Annotated in this window: 15 protein-coding genes; 6 read left to right on the forward strand and 9 right to left on the reverse strand. The window is 44.6% G+C overall.

Features of this window, described 5'->3' with window-relative positions; translation table 11 throughout:
* Positions 1 to 780 precede the first annotated feature (780 nt).
* A complete protein-coding gene (fghA, locus tag RH949_RS08500) occupies positions 781 to 1638 on the forward strand; it encodes an S-formylglutathione hydrolase (protein WP_446352553.1) in 858 nt (285 codons plus the stop codon).
* 216 nt (positions 1639 to 1854) lie between these two features.
* Here fghA and RH949_RS08505 read toward each other — a convergent pair whose 3' ends face one another.
* The gene (locus RH949_RS08505) at positions 1855 to 3216 is read right to left on the reverse strand and encodes a hypothetical protein (RefSeq protein ID WP_446352554.1); all 1362 of its coding nucleotides are present in this window, start codon (positions 3214 to 3216) and stop codon (positions 1855 to 1857) included.
* A 362-nt stretch (positions 3217 to 3578) separates the two neighbouring features.
* Between RH949_RS08505 and RH949_RS08510 the strand changes: the two genes are divergently transcribed.
* Positions 3579 to 4520, forward strand: a complete 942-nt coding sequence (locus RH949_RS08510) for a phosphate ABC transporter substrate-binding protein (RefSeq protein WP_446352555.1) — start codon at positions 3579 to 3581, stop codon at positions 4518 to 4520.
* 19 nt (positions 4521 to 4539) lie between these two features.
* Here the strand turns inward: RH949_RS08510 and RH949_RS08515 are convergent, their stop codons facing one another.
* Entirely contained in the window at positions 4540 to 4968 is a 429-nt protein-coding gene (locus RH949_RS08515; RefSeq protein WP_446352556.1) for a helix-turn-helix domain-containing protein, read from the reverse strand.
* A 278-nt stretch (positions 4969 to 5246) separates the two neighbouring features.
* Complete coding sequence (locus tag RH949_RS08520; RefSeq protein ID WP_446352557.1) at positions 5247 to 8513, reverse strand: glycoside hydrolase family 15 protein; 3267 nt, start codon at positions 8511 to 8513, stop codon at positions 5247 to 5249.
* Between the two features lie 190 nt (positions 8514 to 8703).
* On the opposite strand from RH949_RS08520, the gene RH949_RS08525 reads away from it, so the two are divergent.
* Positions 8704 to 8856, forward strand: a complete 153-nt coding sequence (locus RH949_RS08525) for a chlorophyll a/b-binding protein (protein ID WP_006104728.1) — start codon at positions 8704 to 8706, stop codon at positions 8854 to 8856.
* An 82-nt stretch (positions 8857 to 8938) separates the two neighbouring features.
* On the opposite strand, the gene rpoD is transcribed toward RH949_RS08525, so the two are convergent.
* The 3 genes from rpoD to RH949_RS08540 form a co-directional block, all read right to left on the reverse strand.
* Positions 8939 to 10081, reverse strand: a complete 1143-nt coding sequence (gene rpoD, locus RH949_RS08530; protein WP_006104739.1) for an RNA polymerase sigma factor RpoD — start codon at positions 10079 to 10081, stop codon at positions 8939 to 8941.
* Positions 10082 to 11107: 1026 nt separating this feature from the next.
* Positions 11108 to 11776, reverse strand: a complete 669-nt coding sequence (locus RH949_RS08535; protein WP_446352558.1) for a polysaccharide deacetylase family protein — start codon at positions 11774 to 11776, stop codon at positions 11108 to 11110.
* A 177-nt stretch (positions 11777 to 11953) separates the two neighbouring features.
* On the reverse strand, positions 11954 to 12502 hold the full coding sequence (locus tag RH949_RS08540; RefSeq protein ID WP_006104776.1) for a hypothetical protein: 549 nt from the start codon (positions 12500 to 12502) through the stop codon (positions 11954 to 11956).
* Between the two features lie 486 nt (positions 12503 to 12988).
* Here RH949_RS08540 and RH949_RS08545 point away from each other — a divergent pair, with 486 nt between their 5' ends.
* On the forward strand, positions 12989 to 13909 hold the full coding sequence (locus tag RH949_RS08545; RefSeq protein WP_446352559.1) for an alpha/beta fold hydrolase: 921 nt from the start codon (positions 12989 to 12991) through the stop codon (positions 13907 to 13909).
* 90 nt (positions 13910 to 13999) lie between these two features.
* Here RH949_RS08545 and RH949_RS08550 read toward each other — a convergent pair whose 3' ends face one another.
* Positions 14000 to 14527, reverse strand: a complete 528-nt coding sequence (locus tag RH949_RS08550) for a DUF4330 domain-containing protein (RefSeq protein WP_446352560.1) — start codon at positions 14525 to 14527, stop codon at positions 14000 to 14002.
* Between the two features lie 453 nt (positions 14528 to 14980).
* Between RH949_RS08550 and RH949_RS08555 the strand changes: the two genes are divergently transcribed.
* Both RH949_RS08555 and RH949_RS08560 read left to right on the forward strand, forming a co-directional pair.
* A complete protein-coding gene (locus RH949_RS08555; protein ID WP_446352561.1) occupies positions 14981 to 16420 on the forward strand; it encodes an MFS transporter in 1440 nt (479 codons plus the stop codon).
* 391 nt (positions 16421 to 16811) lie between these two features.
* A complete protein-coding gene (locus RH949_RS08560) occupies positions 16812 to 17000 on the forward strand; it encodes a CPXCG motif-containing cysteine-rich protein (protein WP_446352570.1) in 189 nt (62 codons plus the stop codon).
* Positions 17001 to 17074: 74 nt separating this feature from the next.
* Here RH949_RS08560 and RH949_RS08565 read toward each other — a convergent pair whose 3' ends face one another.
* Together RH949_RS08565 and RH949_RS08570 are read right to left on the reverse strand one after the other, a co-directional pair.
* Positions 17075 to 17569 carry a DUF3368 domain-containing protein gene (locus RH949_RS08565; RefSeq protein ID WP_044210185.1) on the reverse strand — a complete coding sequence of 165 codons (495 nt, stop codon included), beginning with the start codon at positions 17567 to 17569 and terminating at the stop codon, positions 17075 to 17077.
* Complete coding sequence (locus RH949_RS08570) at positions 17566 to 17811, reverse strand: UPF0175 family protein (protein ID WP_006104686.1); 246 nt, start codon at positions 17809 to 17811, stop codon at positions 17566 to 17568. Before RH949_RS08570 ends, RH949_RS08565 begins: the two co-directional genes overlap by 4 nt.
* Positions 17812 to 18223 lie beyond the last annotated feature (412 nt).

Here is an 18223-nt window from a genome sequence, read left to right on the forward strand (position 1 = left end):
TCATCGCTCTTACCTCACATTTAAAACTGAACTACCACTCATTGTCACTGATACAGGCTGACTGCCGTTGGTGAAACTTGACTCCTTATGAGTTTATACATCATTGAGTCTATTGGGGGGGGTTCTCTGGCTGTTCTCCGTTTTCTAATTGAAAACGAGAAAGGCTCAATTGTCCATCCCCAAGGATTTTAAAACGTTTCTAGGCAGTATCACCAGGGTTATAAGAATTTCTATAGTTCCTGATATTGGTATCAACTTAAACCCAAATGCTCGAAATTGACAGACAGGTTTCGCCCTCACCCCTATCCCCTCTGCCAAGCCTGGGAGGGGGGATAGAATTTTTCCAGGTGGGTATTTTAAGCTACCTTAGGTCTAGAATTCAAGGTAAATCTACTCTACTATAGCCGCACAATCCAGATTGTGCTTCGATTCTAGACCATCTCGCTCTCCTGCGATCGCGCTTTCCCTATCACTTCATCGGAAGCTAGGTTAGGTAAGGGATAGGGGAAATTTTTTCGAGATGAGCGATCGCGGATACCTTAGCAGTTTTCTCGACCTGTGACAACTTGATCCCCTGAGCAGCGATTCATAATAATCACTAATCTAAAGCAGACGATGTTCCCCTGTCTGTGGGAGAATAGAACAGGACTGACGCTTGCTTCATGCTTTATTGGATCAATAGCGACTATTAGCCTTCTTGCGGGTATGGGTTGTGCGTCAGGTATCAAAACAGCCGACTTAAAAAGCCACATCTACTGCTGCTCACTACACAATTAATTTATGTCCACAGCCCCTAAAATTATCTCAGAAAATCGATGCTTCGGTGGTACAGTTGGCTTTTACTCCCATCACTCTCAAACCTGCAACAGTAAAATGCGGTTTGCTGTCTACCAACCGCCTAAAGCCAAATCTGAACGAGTCCCCGTTCTCTATTTCCTTTCTGGCTTAACCTGTACTGAAGAAAATTTTATGGCAAAAGCTGGGGCGCAGAAGTTTGCGGCGAAGTACGGATTAATGCTGGTGGCACCAGACACCAGTCCCCGTGATACGGGAATTCCTGGAGAAAATGACGACTGGGATTTCGGTACAGGCGCGGGTTTTTACGTCGATGCGACAGTAGAACCCTGGTCAGAACATTATCAAATGTATAGCTATGTCGTTGAGGAATTGCCAGCAATTATTGCCCAACATTTCCCGGCTCAAATTGATCATCAGGGGATTTTTGGTCATTCCATGGGGGGTCATGGGGCGCTGATTTGTGCTTTAAGAAACCCTGAGCAATATACATCTGTTTCTGCGTTAGCTCCCATTGCTGCACCAACACAATGTCCTTGGGGAAAAAAGGCATTTACAAATTATTTGGGTGAGGATGAAGAAAATTGGGACATCTATGATGCTAGCGAATTAGTGTTAACTGTGGGATATAAGCGCCCAATTCTTATTGATCAAGGGACAGCCGATCCTTTTTTGGAAAAGCAGCAATTGCTTCCTGGTATCTTTGCCCAAGCTTGTGAAAAAGCTGGGGTTCCTTTAACATTACGCTTCCAAGAAGGGTATAATCACAGCTATTATTTCATTTCCTCGTTTGTGGAAGACCACATTCGTCATCATGCAGCGGCGTTGAAGCTAGAGAATTAAGATATGTACGATGCTTTTGGTTAAAGGAAAGACCCCTCCCTAACCCTCCCCTGCAAGGGGAGGGAATCGGAATATATTTGTTATTGAGAGGTGTTTCCAATACCCAACTTAAATGGAATGGCACGCTCCAGTCAGCATTTTGGGACTACTGAAACCTTTGATATACCGTAGGGTGCAGCCTTAATTCAGTAACATTCAACTTAAATGTGTGATAGCTTAACCAAAACTTTCAGAGGCTAACAAATAAGCCTCACCACTACTCGAATCGCTATCAATTTCTACAAAAGCTGAATCTGTGCCATCTGGGGAAAGTTGTCTTCTGGCAATCCCTTGAGTGACGATTTGCAACAACTTTCGGGGAGTAAAGGATTCTAATTCTACAAAATTACCCAACTCTAACCATTCTAGTTCCTCTACCGACAAATTCTGCCGCACGTCTGGAGATAATTGTTTTGCCTGTTGCGCTGATTCTTCTGATCCTCGGACAAAAAAATTACGTTTGCTGTTTAATACATGACGAGGAAGTAATCCCAAATCGTAAATTGTCACCGTACTTTCGGCAAACCAGTTTCGGCTAGTTCGCAGGTGATGCAGCAATCTTACGCCACGAGGACTAGAATCATGGAGAGCATAAACTTTTAATTCTGGATTACGTTTTAACATTTGTAATACAGTTCTAAAAATTCTTTTGGGATAGCCATTGATACTGAGAACAGCGCAGTTATTTTCAAAGTGGAAATTATTTGAAATCAGGAGTTGTGCAATAGTCGCACTACCACAAACGACTACTCGGTCAAAACTATAGGCGCTGATATCTGGACTGATTTCGGCTTCGGTATTCTCCTCACGGGGAGAGGGTAGCATTTTTTCTGAGTTACCATTAATTTCTTGCCAGCGATTCAGCCAATTTTCTACTTGACTTTGAGCAATTAAAAAAGATTGAGATATTCTTTTTTGACGTTGTAGCTGTCGAATTCCCAAATAGATAGACAGCATTCCTAGGAGAACAGCAACTGCAAACATACCAAAAGAATTGAATATCGCTATACTTAAGTAAATACCAGTGACGATAATAAATCCTCCTAATACTTGCAACAATATGGCATTAATTTGGCGAACTTTAGGACTATTTTGATTAGATTTGCTAGCTTTAAATAAAACGAAAAAGATGCTAATATTTAAAAAATTTGAAATAATAAAAATTGAAAATTTACCGTAAAAATTAGACAAAAATTCAGCTAAAAACACATATACAAAAAGACTAAAAATAATATATATTGTAATCAAAGTAGCAATTTCTAATGACCGATTTCTCAAGCGCCTATTTAATAAATATACAAGTTGCTTGGGCGTAAAAAATAGAGTACCGTTAGCCGAAATATCTGCGATCGCCTTGGCAAAAAATGGGTCAGTAAATGTTGGTGTACCCATACTCGTCGGTTCAAAAGCAAAGGGATGCCCACAATTTTTACACCGCCCCTGATGTTCAGTCCGTTCTTGTAAATTATTATCCGTCTGACATTGAATACATTTCATAATTAGCGTCCACCAATACCACCATTTAATGGCATCATCCATTCCTGATGGCAATAGATAAGCACGATTAGTTTAAGCTTTGGTTAAGCTAGGCGGAAGTGTAGAGTTTTGTTAATTTTGGTGATTAAGAGCCGTTGTTTGCATAAAATTAGCAGCAGGTTGTAAGTTGTCATGCATTTAAATTGGGTATGAGTAGCGAGCAAGATGCTTAGTAGCGAGCAAGATGCTTAGTAGCGAGCAAGATGATGCTGAGTAGCGAGCAAGATGCTCGCACTACATACAAGGAATTCGCCATTATTGGCATTAAGGTTTAAATGCCGAACAGCTTAACTCCTCTCTAAACTTTCTAAATTATCGGTGATTTTGCCTCATCTAGATATCTGTTCCCACTCACGGTGAATCTGATGATAAAACATGGTGATCCTTCTCCCATTCCTTATATTCTGATCACCCTCGCCTTACTCGCGGCTGGCTACGGATGGTTTTATCTGAAGAATCAAACCCCAACCGTCAACACCACCGTTCCCACAACTCCTCCTCCCACCTCATCCAGCGCCTCTCCAACACCTCCACCCGCCCCCAAACCTACCCCTGCGGCTAATTCATTTCCGCCGCCAACGGCTGTCGCGAGTGGTACTCAGGTAAGAATTGATGGTTCTACGAGTATGGTGGGTATTAATCAAACTCTCAAAAATGGCTTTGAACAACAATTTCCGAATACAACCGTTATTCCCCAAGCCAGAGGTTCTGATCAAGGAATTCAAAACCTATTAGCTGGGAACACGGATATCGCGGCGATTTCTCGACCTCTGACTCCTCAAGAACAAAGTCAAGGTTTAGTCGCTATGCCAATTGCCACGGATGCGATCGCGATCGTGGTTGGCGTGTATAATCCCCTTACAAGCGGACTAACTCCGACTCAAGTCGAGGCTATTTTCCAGGGAAAAATTACCAATTGGTCACAAGTTGGTGGTGCTGCCAATGCCATCCGCGTCATCAATCGTCCCGCGATTAGTGGCACCCATCAAGCATTTCAAGAATTAGTATTAGCTGGAGAAAATTTTGGCACAACGCCGAATATTACCACCCTACCCCAAGACGCCACAACACCCCTACTTCGCGCATTAGGGAATGATGGCATTGGCTATGCGACGTACACTCAGGTGATGAACCAGAAAACCGTGCGTTCTTTGGCTGTTAATGGTGTACTTCCCGATCAACCGACGTATCCCTATCAACGAACCCTCTATTACGTCTACAAAAACCCAGCGAATCCAGCCGTTCAAGCCTTCTTAGGTTATGCGAATTCACCCCAAGGCAAGCAACTGATATCAGCAGGAAATTGAGTGATATTAACAGATTAGTTTATGCTGTCTTCAATGGTGCAACCACCCTAACCGTAGTTTTTGGTTGAATTGAAATTCCCAAAACTCCACTAATTTCTAATAATTGTGTCAGCGTTGCTGATTCATACTCTCTATCTTCATATCGCTGAAGCAGACTCTCTTCAATTCCCAGCCGTTGAGCAAGTTCTTTCTGGCTAATTTTAGCCGCGATACGGGCTTGAATCAAAATGCGGGGAAGCTGAGAAAGAGAACCGATTTCAAAAATGATTGGTTCGCTCTCATCCCGATTAATTAGAGTTTCATACTCCTGCATCTGGGCAGTAAAGTCATCGATCAGACTTTGGACTCCATCGACATTAAGCTGCCACATAATAGGATTAGTGTTCTTCAAGTCATTATCCGGGGCATTTAACAGTGCTAACGCCCTATCCAACCCTATTGAGAGCATCCCGTTTTGGACAAAGCATTACCTAAAGTAACGCAATTGCAATGGTTTCAGCCCCATTCAAAAAGCCAACGTGCCAAATTGGGATGCTCCCACCCTATTGGACTGACACAGCTAAAATTGTAGGATAGATTTTACAATTTGATGGGCGCACGCTATGCGCCCCTACAGTTTCTGGATGTAATTCTAATTCACCAATTAAGGTGTGCCACGTCAGTATTCTCCCTTCCCTATTGCCTGATCAATGACAAATGACCAATGACATAAGACCAATGACCAAATCAAGCAACATTGGCAGGTTCGACTTGTGCCAAAAACTGGAACGCCTTAGCAACATAAGCCGCACATTGTTTAGGTGACGTATCATAAAAAGCACGCCAAGCGGCTGCCTTATATTCGTCATACTTATCGGCTCGTTCTGGATATCGCTCCAACCAACCTAACCGAACAGCATGACCAATTAACACATCCAGGACAATGTATTCTTCAATTTCCAATTCTGGATTACGTTCCAATATCGCGGCTAATTCCACAAGTGCCTCAATATTCACTTGTCGATAGGTTGGCACTTGAATTTTATTGAGTAAATGCTCAACCCGCAGAGCAAAATTCTTTTCTCCAGGTGTCATTTCCGAGAGCAAAGGTTGACTATCCAGTCGATTGCGACGCTCTAATTTATCACCAATAACCAAACCCTTACAATGTTTCATCACTTGCCAGACTTTCGGGTAAAAGTCTTTCGGAACCCGACCTGCACTGCCATCCATTTGCCGTTTTCTCAGCCAATTTCCCGCCATGGTAATGTCTTCGTCGATATAGATTCGCTCCTCTGGCAATATCACCCAATTAATCGCATATTGCGGTTGTTTAACATGCAGCGATTCTTGTTGGCGTAATTTTTGGTTAACCCCTTCATACCCCGCCAAACAGGAACGCAATCGCATTTTAATGTCAAAGGGACTCAAGCGCATCAATGCTTCATAAGCTTCATCTTGCGTCACGCCTAATTCAGCCGCTAATTCACTCGTCAACAGCAGAATTAAATACCCAACCCGCAGTGTGAGTAAGCCATCAACCAGATGCGGTTCGGATTTAATCAGAATACTCAAGTAAATCAGGATTTCCTGAGTTAAAACGCGATCGCGGATATCTTCTCGGCAAAATTCGTCAATCTTCGCCCGGAGTTCCAGATGAGACATTGGATTTTTAATCAGAGAAGCCTCACTGTAAGCTTTGCCAACAGTAATCTGTTTCCCGCGCACCAAAATATCCGTTACCGCATCCGACAAACTAATTTCGACTTTATTCAGTAACCCCGCCGCTTGACGAATCACACCCCAGTAAGGCGATGCGCCTTCCGTACTAGCTCTGAAATAAGCTTCATTTAGCAAATCCGCCACCGTCACCACTCGGTTAGGTTGACCAAACCCTGTATCAAACTCCAGTCCCCGCAAGTTTTTCAGAGTGCGTAATAATTCAATTTGCTCATAAAGATTTTCTGAATTCCGCAAACTATCGAGCAAGGGTTGGAGATTCGTTTCGCATTCCAGTAAGAATTCCTGCGTATGACTTAACGGACCATTGTTTAGCGGATGATTCCTCAGGTAATACTCAGGCGGTGCTGCATCTTGAACCGCAGAGTCGCTAAACTCAAACCCTTGCAGCGTATCAATGCGTTCAACGCCTGCTGTGAGCATTAACTGATTTAAACGCCCTAACTTGACCCGCACCCCATTACAGAATCCCTCTTGCAATTCTTGGATTAATTCCAGTAAAGCGGAACCCTGAAGTTGCTCTTGTCCCGGATGACTAATTTCTTCTGCTGTCTGCACCATCTGATGCGTTAACAGCAGCGTCACCGTTGGACGTCCCAACTCACCCCAATGGCGTTGAATATACGTCAGTTCACTTTTAATTTGAGCCACTAGGAAATGATAATCCAAGGTCAAATAAAACTGTTGCTGGTCTAAAAACGCTGGCAAAAATACAATCGTTTCTTTCCCGAAGCGAAAAATACGGGATGTGGTCAAACTCCGCAGACGTCGAATCGGGCGTCCAGTTAAACCCAAGGAATCACACCGTCCAATTTGGGCATACAATCGGGATAAATCAGTTGCCTGACGCACTTGCACCGGATCAACTTGTTTGGGAGTCTGGGTGGCAATCCCATAAGCCGCGAGTTGCGCCTGTAATGCTTCATCCTCTGCCAACAGCGCAATTTGTACCACCGGATCTTGGTGACGCCCTACGCAAAAATGACGCCCTAAGGGGTCAACATCTCCCCGCGTAATTAATTCCTCCTGAAGCATTTGGGCAAACAGATACAAACTCTGCGCCCAGACAAGCGGCAAATTTTCATTGGGTTTGCGATTCTGAGAACGGGGAGAAGCACGTTCGGCTTCAATTTTGTCTTCGGGAACGTAATACACTTCCGGTAATAAGCGCATCCCATCTCGCTCAACCAGCAATGTATCCAAACGCCCCAGATAATTCCGCGCCCGTTCAACGTCTCCCCGAAACCAACCATCCAGGGCTAAGTAGGTAAAAAATAGGGGCCACTCGCATTCAATATGTTCAAATTGTTGCAGTTCCCAGGGTTCATAATGCAAGCGGGTGGTATCTTCTAGGACGGTTTGATGTCCATCGCGCAGGAACCGTTTACAGCCGTAGAGTCCCTGTAATTTATCGACTATTTTCTGGCGAGTTCTCTCCAGCAGTTCCACGTCTTCGATGGCAAATGCTGGGAACCCGATTACACTTAACAATGCCGCATCAGTTTCTTTGGAACTCGATTCCCGTGGTAATAGGGATTCTAACGTAATCCGCGATCGCGCAATTTCATCGGGGAGAACATGAATGACGGAGGCTTGAGATCCCCGCACACCAAATAAATCTAGCCCGTTAATCGCCTCTAATGCGGCTTTTGCCATGCCGACGGAACTGGCGTTGAGTTCAGGATTACCGCGATTAACTTTATTTCCCCGTTCCCAAATCCCGTAATCTGGTGTCCTATAGGTACGACCAATGTAATACACCAGATTCTGAATGAAATGCACCTCAGCAATGGTGTAAACAATGTGTAACCCTGATGCGGTCATCTGAGCCAGCATCAACAGGAATAGGGAGGTCGCATCGAGCTGCAAATGACCCCACTCATCATCCCCTACGACTACATCACCAGTGCTGGTATTATACTTGGCGTGTAGTGCATCCAGCAGAGATTGGTTGTCTTTGAACCGTTCCACTTTGGCGGCTTGCCGCATCATACAAAACAGCAGCCCCCGCATCAGTTTGACCACACTTTGTTCGAGTTCAAAGGTGCGCCCACTATCAGCGTCGAGTTTGCGGTACGCTAAGGCTAATCCCCAAACTGCCAAAATGCTGTACACGTTATCCCTGACCCAGGCATCGGTGTAGTCACCATGGGCATTCACGGCTGTACTGGCGGGTAATAGTCCAGTAATTGGATTTTGGCGATCGAGAATAATCCGAATCTGCTGGTAATAATCGTTGAGTCGAGCGGGCAGTTGAGTGGCGGTGATAGACATCCCTTAATCAAACTTGATATAAAATTTATTTTCTGGGGTCGTTAGTGAGAGTTCATGAGTTAATTTTTCTTAGCATTCCGGAGATAATATTCATCCATCTTTACCGTCACCTTGACCCACTTCTTGTCGTTTTGCCAACAATTCGTTACATTAATTTACATAATGTAACCAAAACAACGAAGTTGAAGTTATGGATGAGCAACAGCAAAAAGAAGCGAAATTTGGGTTCACGGCGAACGCTGAGAATTGGAATGGTCGTTTAGCGATGATTGGTTTTGTTGCCGCGTTGATTACGGAATATGTTTCTGGTCAAGGCGTGTTACATTTCTGGGGGCTGATGTAATACACTGCATCATACAGTTTTAAGCAATGGGTAAAGAATAGCTGGGTGTTCATTCCCTGAACCCCAGCTTTCTTGTGTATTCCTAGCGGATATACTCCTTGAGAATACTGTTGCGATTAGGATGGCGCAGTTTACGCAGGGCTTTTGCCTCGATTTGGCGAATGCGTTCGCGGGTCACGTTGAAAATTTGACCGATTTCTTCTAGGGTTTTCATCCGTCCATCATCTAACCCATAGCGCAATCGGAGAACGTCTCGTTCGCGGGGGCTTAAGGTATCCAGGACACTTTCTAAGTCTTCCCGCAGCAGATTTTTGGAGACTTGGTCTTCTGGGGTTTCACCATCGGCTTCGATGAAGTCACCCAGGCGAGAGTCTTCTTCTTTACCAATTGGTGTTTCTAGGGAGATGGGAAGTTGGGCTGATTTGGCAATAAATCGCAGCTTCTCGATGGTCATTTCCATGCGATCGGCAATTTCTTCTTCGGTGGGTTTGCGACCCAATTCTTGAGAGAGGATTTTGGTGGTCTTTTTGATCCGGGAGATGGTTTCGTAGAGGTGAACGGGGAGGCGAATGGTACGGGATTGATCCGCGATCGCACGAGTGATGGCTTGTCGAATCCACCATGTCGCGTAGGTGGAGAATTTGTATCCTTTCTCGTGGTCGAACTTTTCCGCCGCCCGAATCAGTCCTAAAGATCCTTCTTGAATCAGGTCTTGAAACGACAGACCCCGATTCATGTATTTCTTGGCAATGGACACAACCAGACGCAGGTTAGACTGCACCATTTTCTCTTTTGCCCGCCGACCCAGGAAAAGGCGTTGGCGAAAGGCGGGAAGTTCCATTTCTACCTCCTTTGCCCATTCTCCTTCCTTCGGTTCTCGCTCGAGCTGATCATACAAGCGATCGCGAATCCGTTCTAATTCCAATAAGTCCGCAATTTTACGCGCCAGTTCAATTTCTTCATCAGCCCGTAATAGCCGAATTCGACCAATTTCTTGTAGGTAGAGGCGAATGGAATCTTCGGTATAGTGCTTCTTTTTCGCTTGTGTGCGACGGCGGGTAGAACGCACCTTACCAGGCTTACTATCTTCCTCCCCCGGTTCGGGTTGAACGGCTTCCGAGTTCCCATCTGCCATATCATCTTGAGTGGCGTCATCCTCCAGCAAGAATTCAAACTCGCTTTGAGGCTGAGAAATTGTTGCAAGTACGTCGTGTGCCTGGGTCATGCCTTTTTCCTCATGCTCCTTCAGTTAAAGACCAGTAGATGTCTAATAATCTACTTAAAAGTTGTAAAAGTTGAGCCAGCGATTTCATCTTACCTTTTGCATTCTAATCGGTTATTGAATTGTTGAGCCTGAGAAACTCAGATGAAATTTATTCCTCTTAACTCAATAGGGATATGAATGCCGGGTAAAGTAATTTTCCATCCTGGCGGCTGTTGAGACTTTTTGATTCTAGCTTTAATTCAAAAAACTTGTTCGCGCTTTTGGGTACCTTAGATTGGCTGATAATCTTCAGCGGTTAAGAGCTTTTGCGCGAAATCGAAATGAATATTTGCCTAAAGAATGAAACCATTATAGATTGTCTTTCCTCGATTTGCATGGCTAGATGAATTGAGGGACTAAAGTTTAACTTGATGGAAGTACGCGAATAGAGTCGTAAGCTTTACTGTTACGCTGGGGAAAGCCATCGAAACTGAATCCGTCTGCTTGATGTCTCCCGGTTATGTCAATCCTTCTTTAATGTACTCTGGGACTCGACTGGTTCGTCCCGGACAAATCGCTGAAATGTGATCAGCCATTTTAATGAAGTTAGCTGACACTTCAACAGCCTTAGTTTCTCTAGAGTTCATGAAACACCCTATTTTAGTACAAACGTTCTGTTCTGTATTGAGAGAATTCTTCTTCTTTGACTACGTTAGCGAAGTTCAGCGTACATGCAACAAATTTTTTGAGGGTAGAGGTAATGCATAAGTCACAAAGGCTCGATGGTGTGTAAAACATTTGTTTTAGCACACAATAGGAGTAGTTGTGTTTAAAATCTGAATAAAATTCGCCGAGATGGTTACAATACGTAACGCTTGTGTCATCTTGTGTAAACTGACCGTCGGAGATGGAGATCAGGCAGAGGGGAGACAGTAGAGGGGAGATCTAACTCATTTAACTCTATATATAGTTGAAATAATGCCAGTTTTTGGCTGATGCCACTCTACAGATAGCGCTAACGAGAACTGAGTTCGCAGTCAGAAGGCATTATTTGAGTTGCCAGAGTTGGTCAATGGTCACAAAGTTAAATCCTTGATTCAGTAGGATTGGGATTAACACGGCTGTCGTTTGGGTAACATCTTCTCCTCCACAGTAACCATCATGCAAGACCAGGAGTGATCCATTCTGTACTTGCTGTAGGACTCGCCGGACAACGACTGAAGTCCCAGGACGTACCCAGTCTTCTGGTACAACACTCCACATCACAGGTCGGTAATGCCATTGGTGTAATAATCTGAGAGTTTGGGGAGTAAACAGACCATTCGGGGGGCGAACATCCCGCAGGCGATCGGAGTTCAGTCCACAAGCTTGGGTAATTGTGGCTTGGGTTTTTTCTAAACTTTGCTTGAGCGTATCTGGTGTCAGCAAGGGGAAAGAGTGGTGATGATAGCCGTGCAATCCAATCCAATGACCTTGGGCGTAGACCTCACGGGCAACGTTTGGTGCCGATTTGACACAAGTACCTAACCAGAAAAAGCTGGCTTTTACATCGTAGCGCTCTAGGACTTGCAGAAGATGGGGGGTGTACTGAGGGTGAGGACCATCATCAAACGTGAGCGCAATGGTTCGCGACTGGGGTGAACCTGACCAAAGACAATCAGGAAAGACAGTCTTCAGAATTGGGTACAGCAGGGGATAGAGGGGGGCAAACTGCATAGGGTAGGAGGGGGAGCAGGGGGAGATGGGAATACAGCCGATTCTGTAGGGGCGGGTTTTACCCATAACGTTTCACAAACCGATAACTGAACTAAACCCGCCCTTGTCCGGATTCAGGGGACGCAAAAATTAAGGTTAAAACTCAACACTCAACACTCAACACTCAACACTCAACACTCAACACTCAAAACTTAAGTCATCAAGGGTCAGTTGACCGTCAAAGGCATAGAATGTAATGCGAGAGATATTCGGCGCATTAATCTGTAGCTGGGTATTGGGAGGTGTAGATGAATCTGATCCAGCTAAATTGGGTTGAGTTGTCACTTGATCAATAAGCATACCCTGGGAGTCGTAAGCCGACATGATCGTTCGCTGGGAACTGGTGACGTAGCAGCAGAACCGAGCAATCGGCTGCAAAAATGTTGCTTCTAGCCAACCGCTTTTAGGTGCCGCCATGAGTACGATTGTACCAGAGCGGGGCGGATAGGCAGGGTTTGATGGCTGTAGAGCGATCGCGTTTTTAAATGTCACTCCAAACGGGTGAAATTGATGCTCTACCACTTCAAAACAGGTTAAAGCTTCCAAATTAAGGCAGACACTCTTCGGTCTTATCACGAGTAAACTCGACTCATATTCAGCTATATCCCAGTCAGGAGAAGCGATCGCCGCTTGCGACTTGATGAAGTTATCATCTATAATTTCCTGTAACTGTAAATTGCATTGCATTGTTATAACAGATTTTAAACAACAAATAAATAAATTGATGAGATCGAACAACGGAAAGCTTATAACTCTATAAGCCTAGAAAAAATGTCAAGTTTTCGGTTTCAATCACCGCTCAAATCTCCTGCTCTCACAATCACCAGATATCTCCGCTCTGCTGGCAAATCACGTCTACAGGCTGGTTATGTTCAAATTGAAACTCAGCCGCAATGATGCTCCCTGGAACCGTCTCACTCAAAACTACAAGTGTTTTTTAGGTGATTACTGATATGAGTTTGTACCCTTTTGTGTGTAAACGTCCACTCACATAAAATCCTCCGATGAAATAATATTGAGAAAAGTTCCCTCAGTTCAAAACTTATGATTTTAACGCCTTTCTCAAAGATTGACTCACGTTGACCTAGGATTCCGGGTTAAGGGAATCAACTTAAAGTCAGAGGCTCTCGACCCTAGAATCAGGGATGATAGCAATAGCGATAAAATTGAGATATGATTGAACCCAACGGTTTTAAACAGCACTCCTTAGTGACCTCACTGGGACGCATGACATACTACACGGCTGACGACATGCCGTGGCAAACCCCAGAAACCCCTGAGCCAGAAGAACGACCAACATTAGTGTTTTTGCATGGCTTTGGAGGCGGGTCATCAGCGTATGAGTGGTCAAAGGTCTATCCGGCATTTGCTAGTGAGTATCGAGTTTTAGCCCCTGACCTCATCGGTTGGGGTCGTTCAGAGCATCCTGAACGCAATTATCAGATTGATGACTACATCACCACGATTAATGAATTCCTAGAGCAAACCTGTCCTCAAGGAACACCAGTGATTGCTTCGTCTCTAACCGCCGCTTTGACAATCCGAGCCGCGATCGCACGTCCTGAACTGTATAAGTCTTTGATTCTCACCACTCCATCAGGACTCTCTGATTTCGGGGAAGACTACACACGTAGCTTTTTTGCTCAGTTAATCAGCACACCGATTCTGGATCGCATCCTCTACAGCACTGGTGTCGCCACTGAAGGCGGTATCCGCAGTTTCTTGGAAAGTCGGCAATTTGCTCGTTCCAGCCGAATTTACTCAGAAATTGTGGATGCTTATTTAGCCTCAGCTCAACAACCCAATGCTGAATATGCAGCGCTGTCGTTTGTACGGGGAGACTTGTGCTTTGACTTATCCCTGTACATTACTCAACTGACCACTCCCACAGCAATTATCTGGGGACAAAAATCGGAATTTACCAGCCCAGAAATCGGCAAACGACTGGCGGCTCTCAATCCGAAAGCTGTTCAAGTCTTTCAAACCCTTGAAGATGTTGGATTGACTCCTCAGCTCGAATTACCAGCCGTCACAATTGGTTTAATCCAAAAGTATTTGAAAATGCTAAAGTCTGAGGACAGAATTGCAGATTAGTCCTTTGTCATTAGTCTTTTGTCATTATCTCCCCCAGCTCCCAGACGTAGCATGCTACGTCTCTACATGCTCCCTATTCCCTGTTCCCTTTCATTCAACCCTGACATCAATCACGCTAGCGTTGAAATTGTAATCCTTACCCTCTAATTCCACAGGCGTTCCAATTTTAAGCTTGCTATTTCCCAGAACCGGACCATCATCGGTAATAGTGGCTTGACCACCGAGGGTCATTAGTATATCAGTACTAAATGTGTCTGGTCTGGGATCGGGTAGTGCTTTAGCCGAGCCATCGGGTTGAGGTACAATAACCAGTCTTGGCAATTCTTGTACCGATATGATGTCTACCTGACCAGAGGGTTGATTGCGAATAACGATATTTGTTTTCTTTTCTTTTCTAAATTGAGACATCAAATCCTCTGGCTTACGCACGCTCAACCCTCGAACAATCAAATCAACTTCAACAGATTTTTCGGCGCTGCTTCCAGGTATCTGAGCGACGGAACCTGTACCTGGAATGAAAAAGATTCCCACAATCACTAATAAAATGACCAAGACAGCCCCTAGATCAAGAAGGCTGATTTTACCAAAAAGACGACCTTTAGAATCCAAAATAGTCATAAATCCTCACGATTAGTATTTTTTAACTCTCGTTTTAACATCAACAGAAGACTCAGTTATGCTGTCCTGAGTTAAATTACTACGGCAGCAACAATAGATCAGTATAACCTGTGGAAAGCTTAGGAGTTTAAAACCGCTACCGCGCATTCCTCTCCGATCTCGCATACACGGAGTTTCCTGCGACGGAGGCATTATTATGAAGATTCTTATGCTAGGCACAACAGCAGTCTCCAAAGGCTACTGAGCGTTACTGGCGTCTTCAGGGTGTGGGAGGTAAGCGATCGCGTCGTTCGTAGTAGGCACTTTAGTGCCATAAACCTGACGGGGTGATACGCTACTTGGAAAGTAGATAGTCTACACGGTATAAGGTAGTAATAATAAGGCTTTGGCTTTGTTGTCAGTCCATGAGAGATCAGCGCTAAAGCGCTTACTACAAACTCTAAAGTTGACGCTATGGATCAGTCTCCCTCATCCGCTTTACCGAAGCCAGAGATTAAAACGCTGCGTTTTACCACCAAGTTTACCTATGGAGTGGGTGAGTTATCAGCCGCGATTCCTGGCAATATTTTATCCTTTTTCTTCTTGTTTTTTCTCACGAATATCGCTGGACTTAGTGCGAGTAAAGCGGGTACTGTGATGCTGATTAGCAAAGCCTGGGATGCGATTAATGATCCGCTGATTGGCTGGCTGAGTGATCACACCCGTTCACCTTGGGGACGGCGTTATCCGTGGATTGTCTGTGGCGCGGTTCCTTTGGGACTCTTTTTTATGTTGCTGTGGATTGTGCCGACGTTTAGTCAGGATGCTACGTTGAATCAGCAGGCGTTATTCGGCTACTACGGGGTTTTAGGGGTTTTATTTTATGCTGCATTTACATCAGTGTTGCTGCCCTTCTCTGCCCTAGCTCCCGAACTGACTCAAGATTATCATGAGCGGACTAGCTTGATCAGTTTTAAATCGGCATTTTCTGTCGGTGGCGCAATTTTGGCATTAGTTTTGGCTCAAGTTATCTTTTCTGTAGTGGAACACCCTAGCCAAAAATATTTAGTGTTAGGAATTGTCTGTGCTACTTGCGCTGTTGTATCTGCCTACGTCAGTGTTTTAGGAACTCATCGGGTTGTCCTCAATCAGCAAGAATCAGAGACAGTGAATGAGTCGGTACGCCCATCGTTACCCTGGCGATCACAAATTGGCTATATCTTCACTAATCGCCCTTTCTTGTATGTCATGGGTATTTATCTTTGTTCTTGGTTAGGCGTACAGATTACTGCCGCAATTTTGCCCTACTTTGTGATTAACTGGATGGGATTACCCGATCACCACTTTACCCAAGTCGCGATCGCGGTTCAAGGAACGGCACTGGCGATGATGTTTATCTGGAGTTTTGTGAGTAAGCGGTTGGGGAAAAAAGCGGTTTATTTAATCGGGATGCCGTTGTTAATTCTGGCGGAAGCTGGCTTATTTTTCCTACAACCGGGTCAAGTGGGTTTACTCTATGGTTTGGCTGTATTGGCAGGATTTGGTATTGCTACGGCTTATCTAATTCCCTGGTCAATGTTACCCGATGTTGTGGATCTCGATGAACTCAATAGCGGACAACGACGGGAGGGGATTTTCTATGGGTTCATGGTATTGTTTCAGAAAATGGGGTTTGCGATCGCCCTGTTTTTAGTGGGAAAAATACTCGACTGGGCAGGGTTTATTTCCAGTGTGGCGGGAGAACCTAATCCTGTACAACCAGAGTCGGCGTTGTTTGCCATCCGGATGATTATTGGTCCGTTACCGACATTGATCTTACTTTGCGGTTTGGTTTTTAGCTATTTTTATCCGATTACTCGCGAGGTTCATGTCCAAATTCTCCATCAACTCTGGGAACGCAATCATCAGTCCTAATGTGAATGGCACGCTCAATAAGCATTTCTGGATAAATGAAACCTTAATATACCGTAGGGTGGGTTGACCCACTTAAAATAGGGCTTTGTTTGTAGTGAGAACTTTAGTTCTCTAACGCCTAGCTGGAAAAGGCTGAGGTTCCCTCACTACGAAGCCAATCTATCGCACCATTTTAGCTGGGTTAGTCCGCCATCGTGGGCTCTTGCGAAGTCGAAACCCACCAGCCTTAAGTCAGCGCCATTCGTCTTAATATTAGGGGCATGACAGGGCTAAAATAGTGACATAGATTTTAGGTTTTTTGGGCGCACGTCGGTATCTTTTTGGGCGCACGTCGGTGCGCCCCTACGGTTTCACGTTATGCTAATCTACCAAGTTAGATATGCCATTTATTATGGAAAATACAGCGGAATACAGTTGTGCCTACTGTGGCGAAGCCAATGTCACCTTTATTGATATTAGTGCAGGCTCTCAGCAATCGTATGTTGAGGATTGTCAGGTTTGTTGTCAACCGAATATTTTGTATGTCCGGATTGATGAAGAAACCCTCGACGTGGAAATTGATACGGATATGGAAAGTTAACTGGAACTGACATAATGGAGAATTAATTGATAGGGAACCCACTAGACCTCATGAAACAGTCGCGGTAAAGTTAGCTACTCACCCGCCGCTTGTAGGATTGTTGCATACAACTGACTACTTACCCGAAAATCTAACTCCCCCATCAACCGATCTATCAGAGGCTTGACCGTGGGAATGAAACCATTCTGTTTAGCTTGTAGTAGAACGCCTAATAATCCAGTTACGTTAAGTCCATAATTAGTTGCCAACGCTCTACCACGCCGCTCATCCATCAGGAGTAAGTTGGCTTTCAATTCCAGCGCCAAAATGATTGCTTCGGCTTCACCCAAATCAATATTGTTCTGGCTAGTTTGAATATCTGTCACTCTTTGAACATCAGCGACTGTCTTAGTCTGAATCCAAGATAGAGACTGTACTTCAACTGCACCAGGAACAATTTTATTCACTGCCACCATTTCATCATAAACAGCTTGCGGAATAATGATGGTTTTATAGAGTTGCCGCAATAAATCGAGCTGACCAATTGCTGCCAGATTGGTGATGGGTGAAGTATCACTGACAACAATCATAGTAAGCCCATTGACTGCAAGGTTTGAATATCCGACTGAAAATCCTCTACATCATAGTTGATACAAAGTCCTCGTTTGGCTAATTCGTGTTGGAACTCAATTACGGTCAGTCCAGTCCAGGTGCGGACTTTGCCACTGCTGATTTTTTCTTGTTTGTACAGCATGATGGCAATCTCTAGCTTTAGTTCATCCTTAGTCATCTTGGTGGCTTGGAGGATGTCATTCGGTATGACCAGACTCATCGGTTTCGGTTGGAGGAAATTGGATTATTCTGATTCTAAGGATAAGCGATTCTGCATCAGATGGAACGGAATCATGCAGTTACCGCACACGCTTCGCGATCGCGTGTGACAGTTGCGTAAGTCCTGCTACTCATTCTTTGAGATCCATTCTCATCCCTGAGATAGAGATCTCAGCGTAGCTTTAGCTTTTTTATCATTTCGTCGCAGTAGCGTAACACACCATTACCTCGGCTAAACTATTACGCATTAAAATTTGAAATGGGTAGCGATATAGCTGTTAGGACAGATGATTTATGTAGAGACGTTCCATGGAACGTCTCTACAATGATGCCTCTAGAGAAGAAGACGCAGGATTTGTCAGGACTTACGCAGCTACACCACTTATGGAGGAAAAGGTGCGTTAAGCTACGCT

Source organism: Coleofasciculus sp. A1-SPW-01 (assembly GCF_040217205.1).
Classification (GTDB): Bacteria; Cyanobacteriota; Cyanobacteriia; order Cyanobacteriales; family Coleofasciculaceae; genus Coleofasciculus; species Coleofasciculus chthonoplastes_A.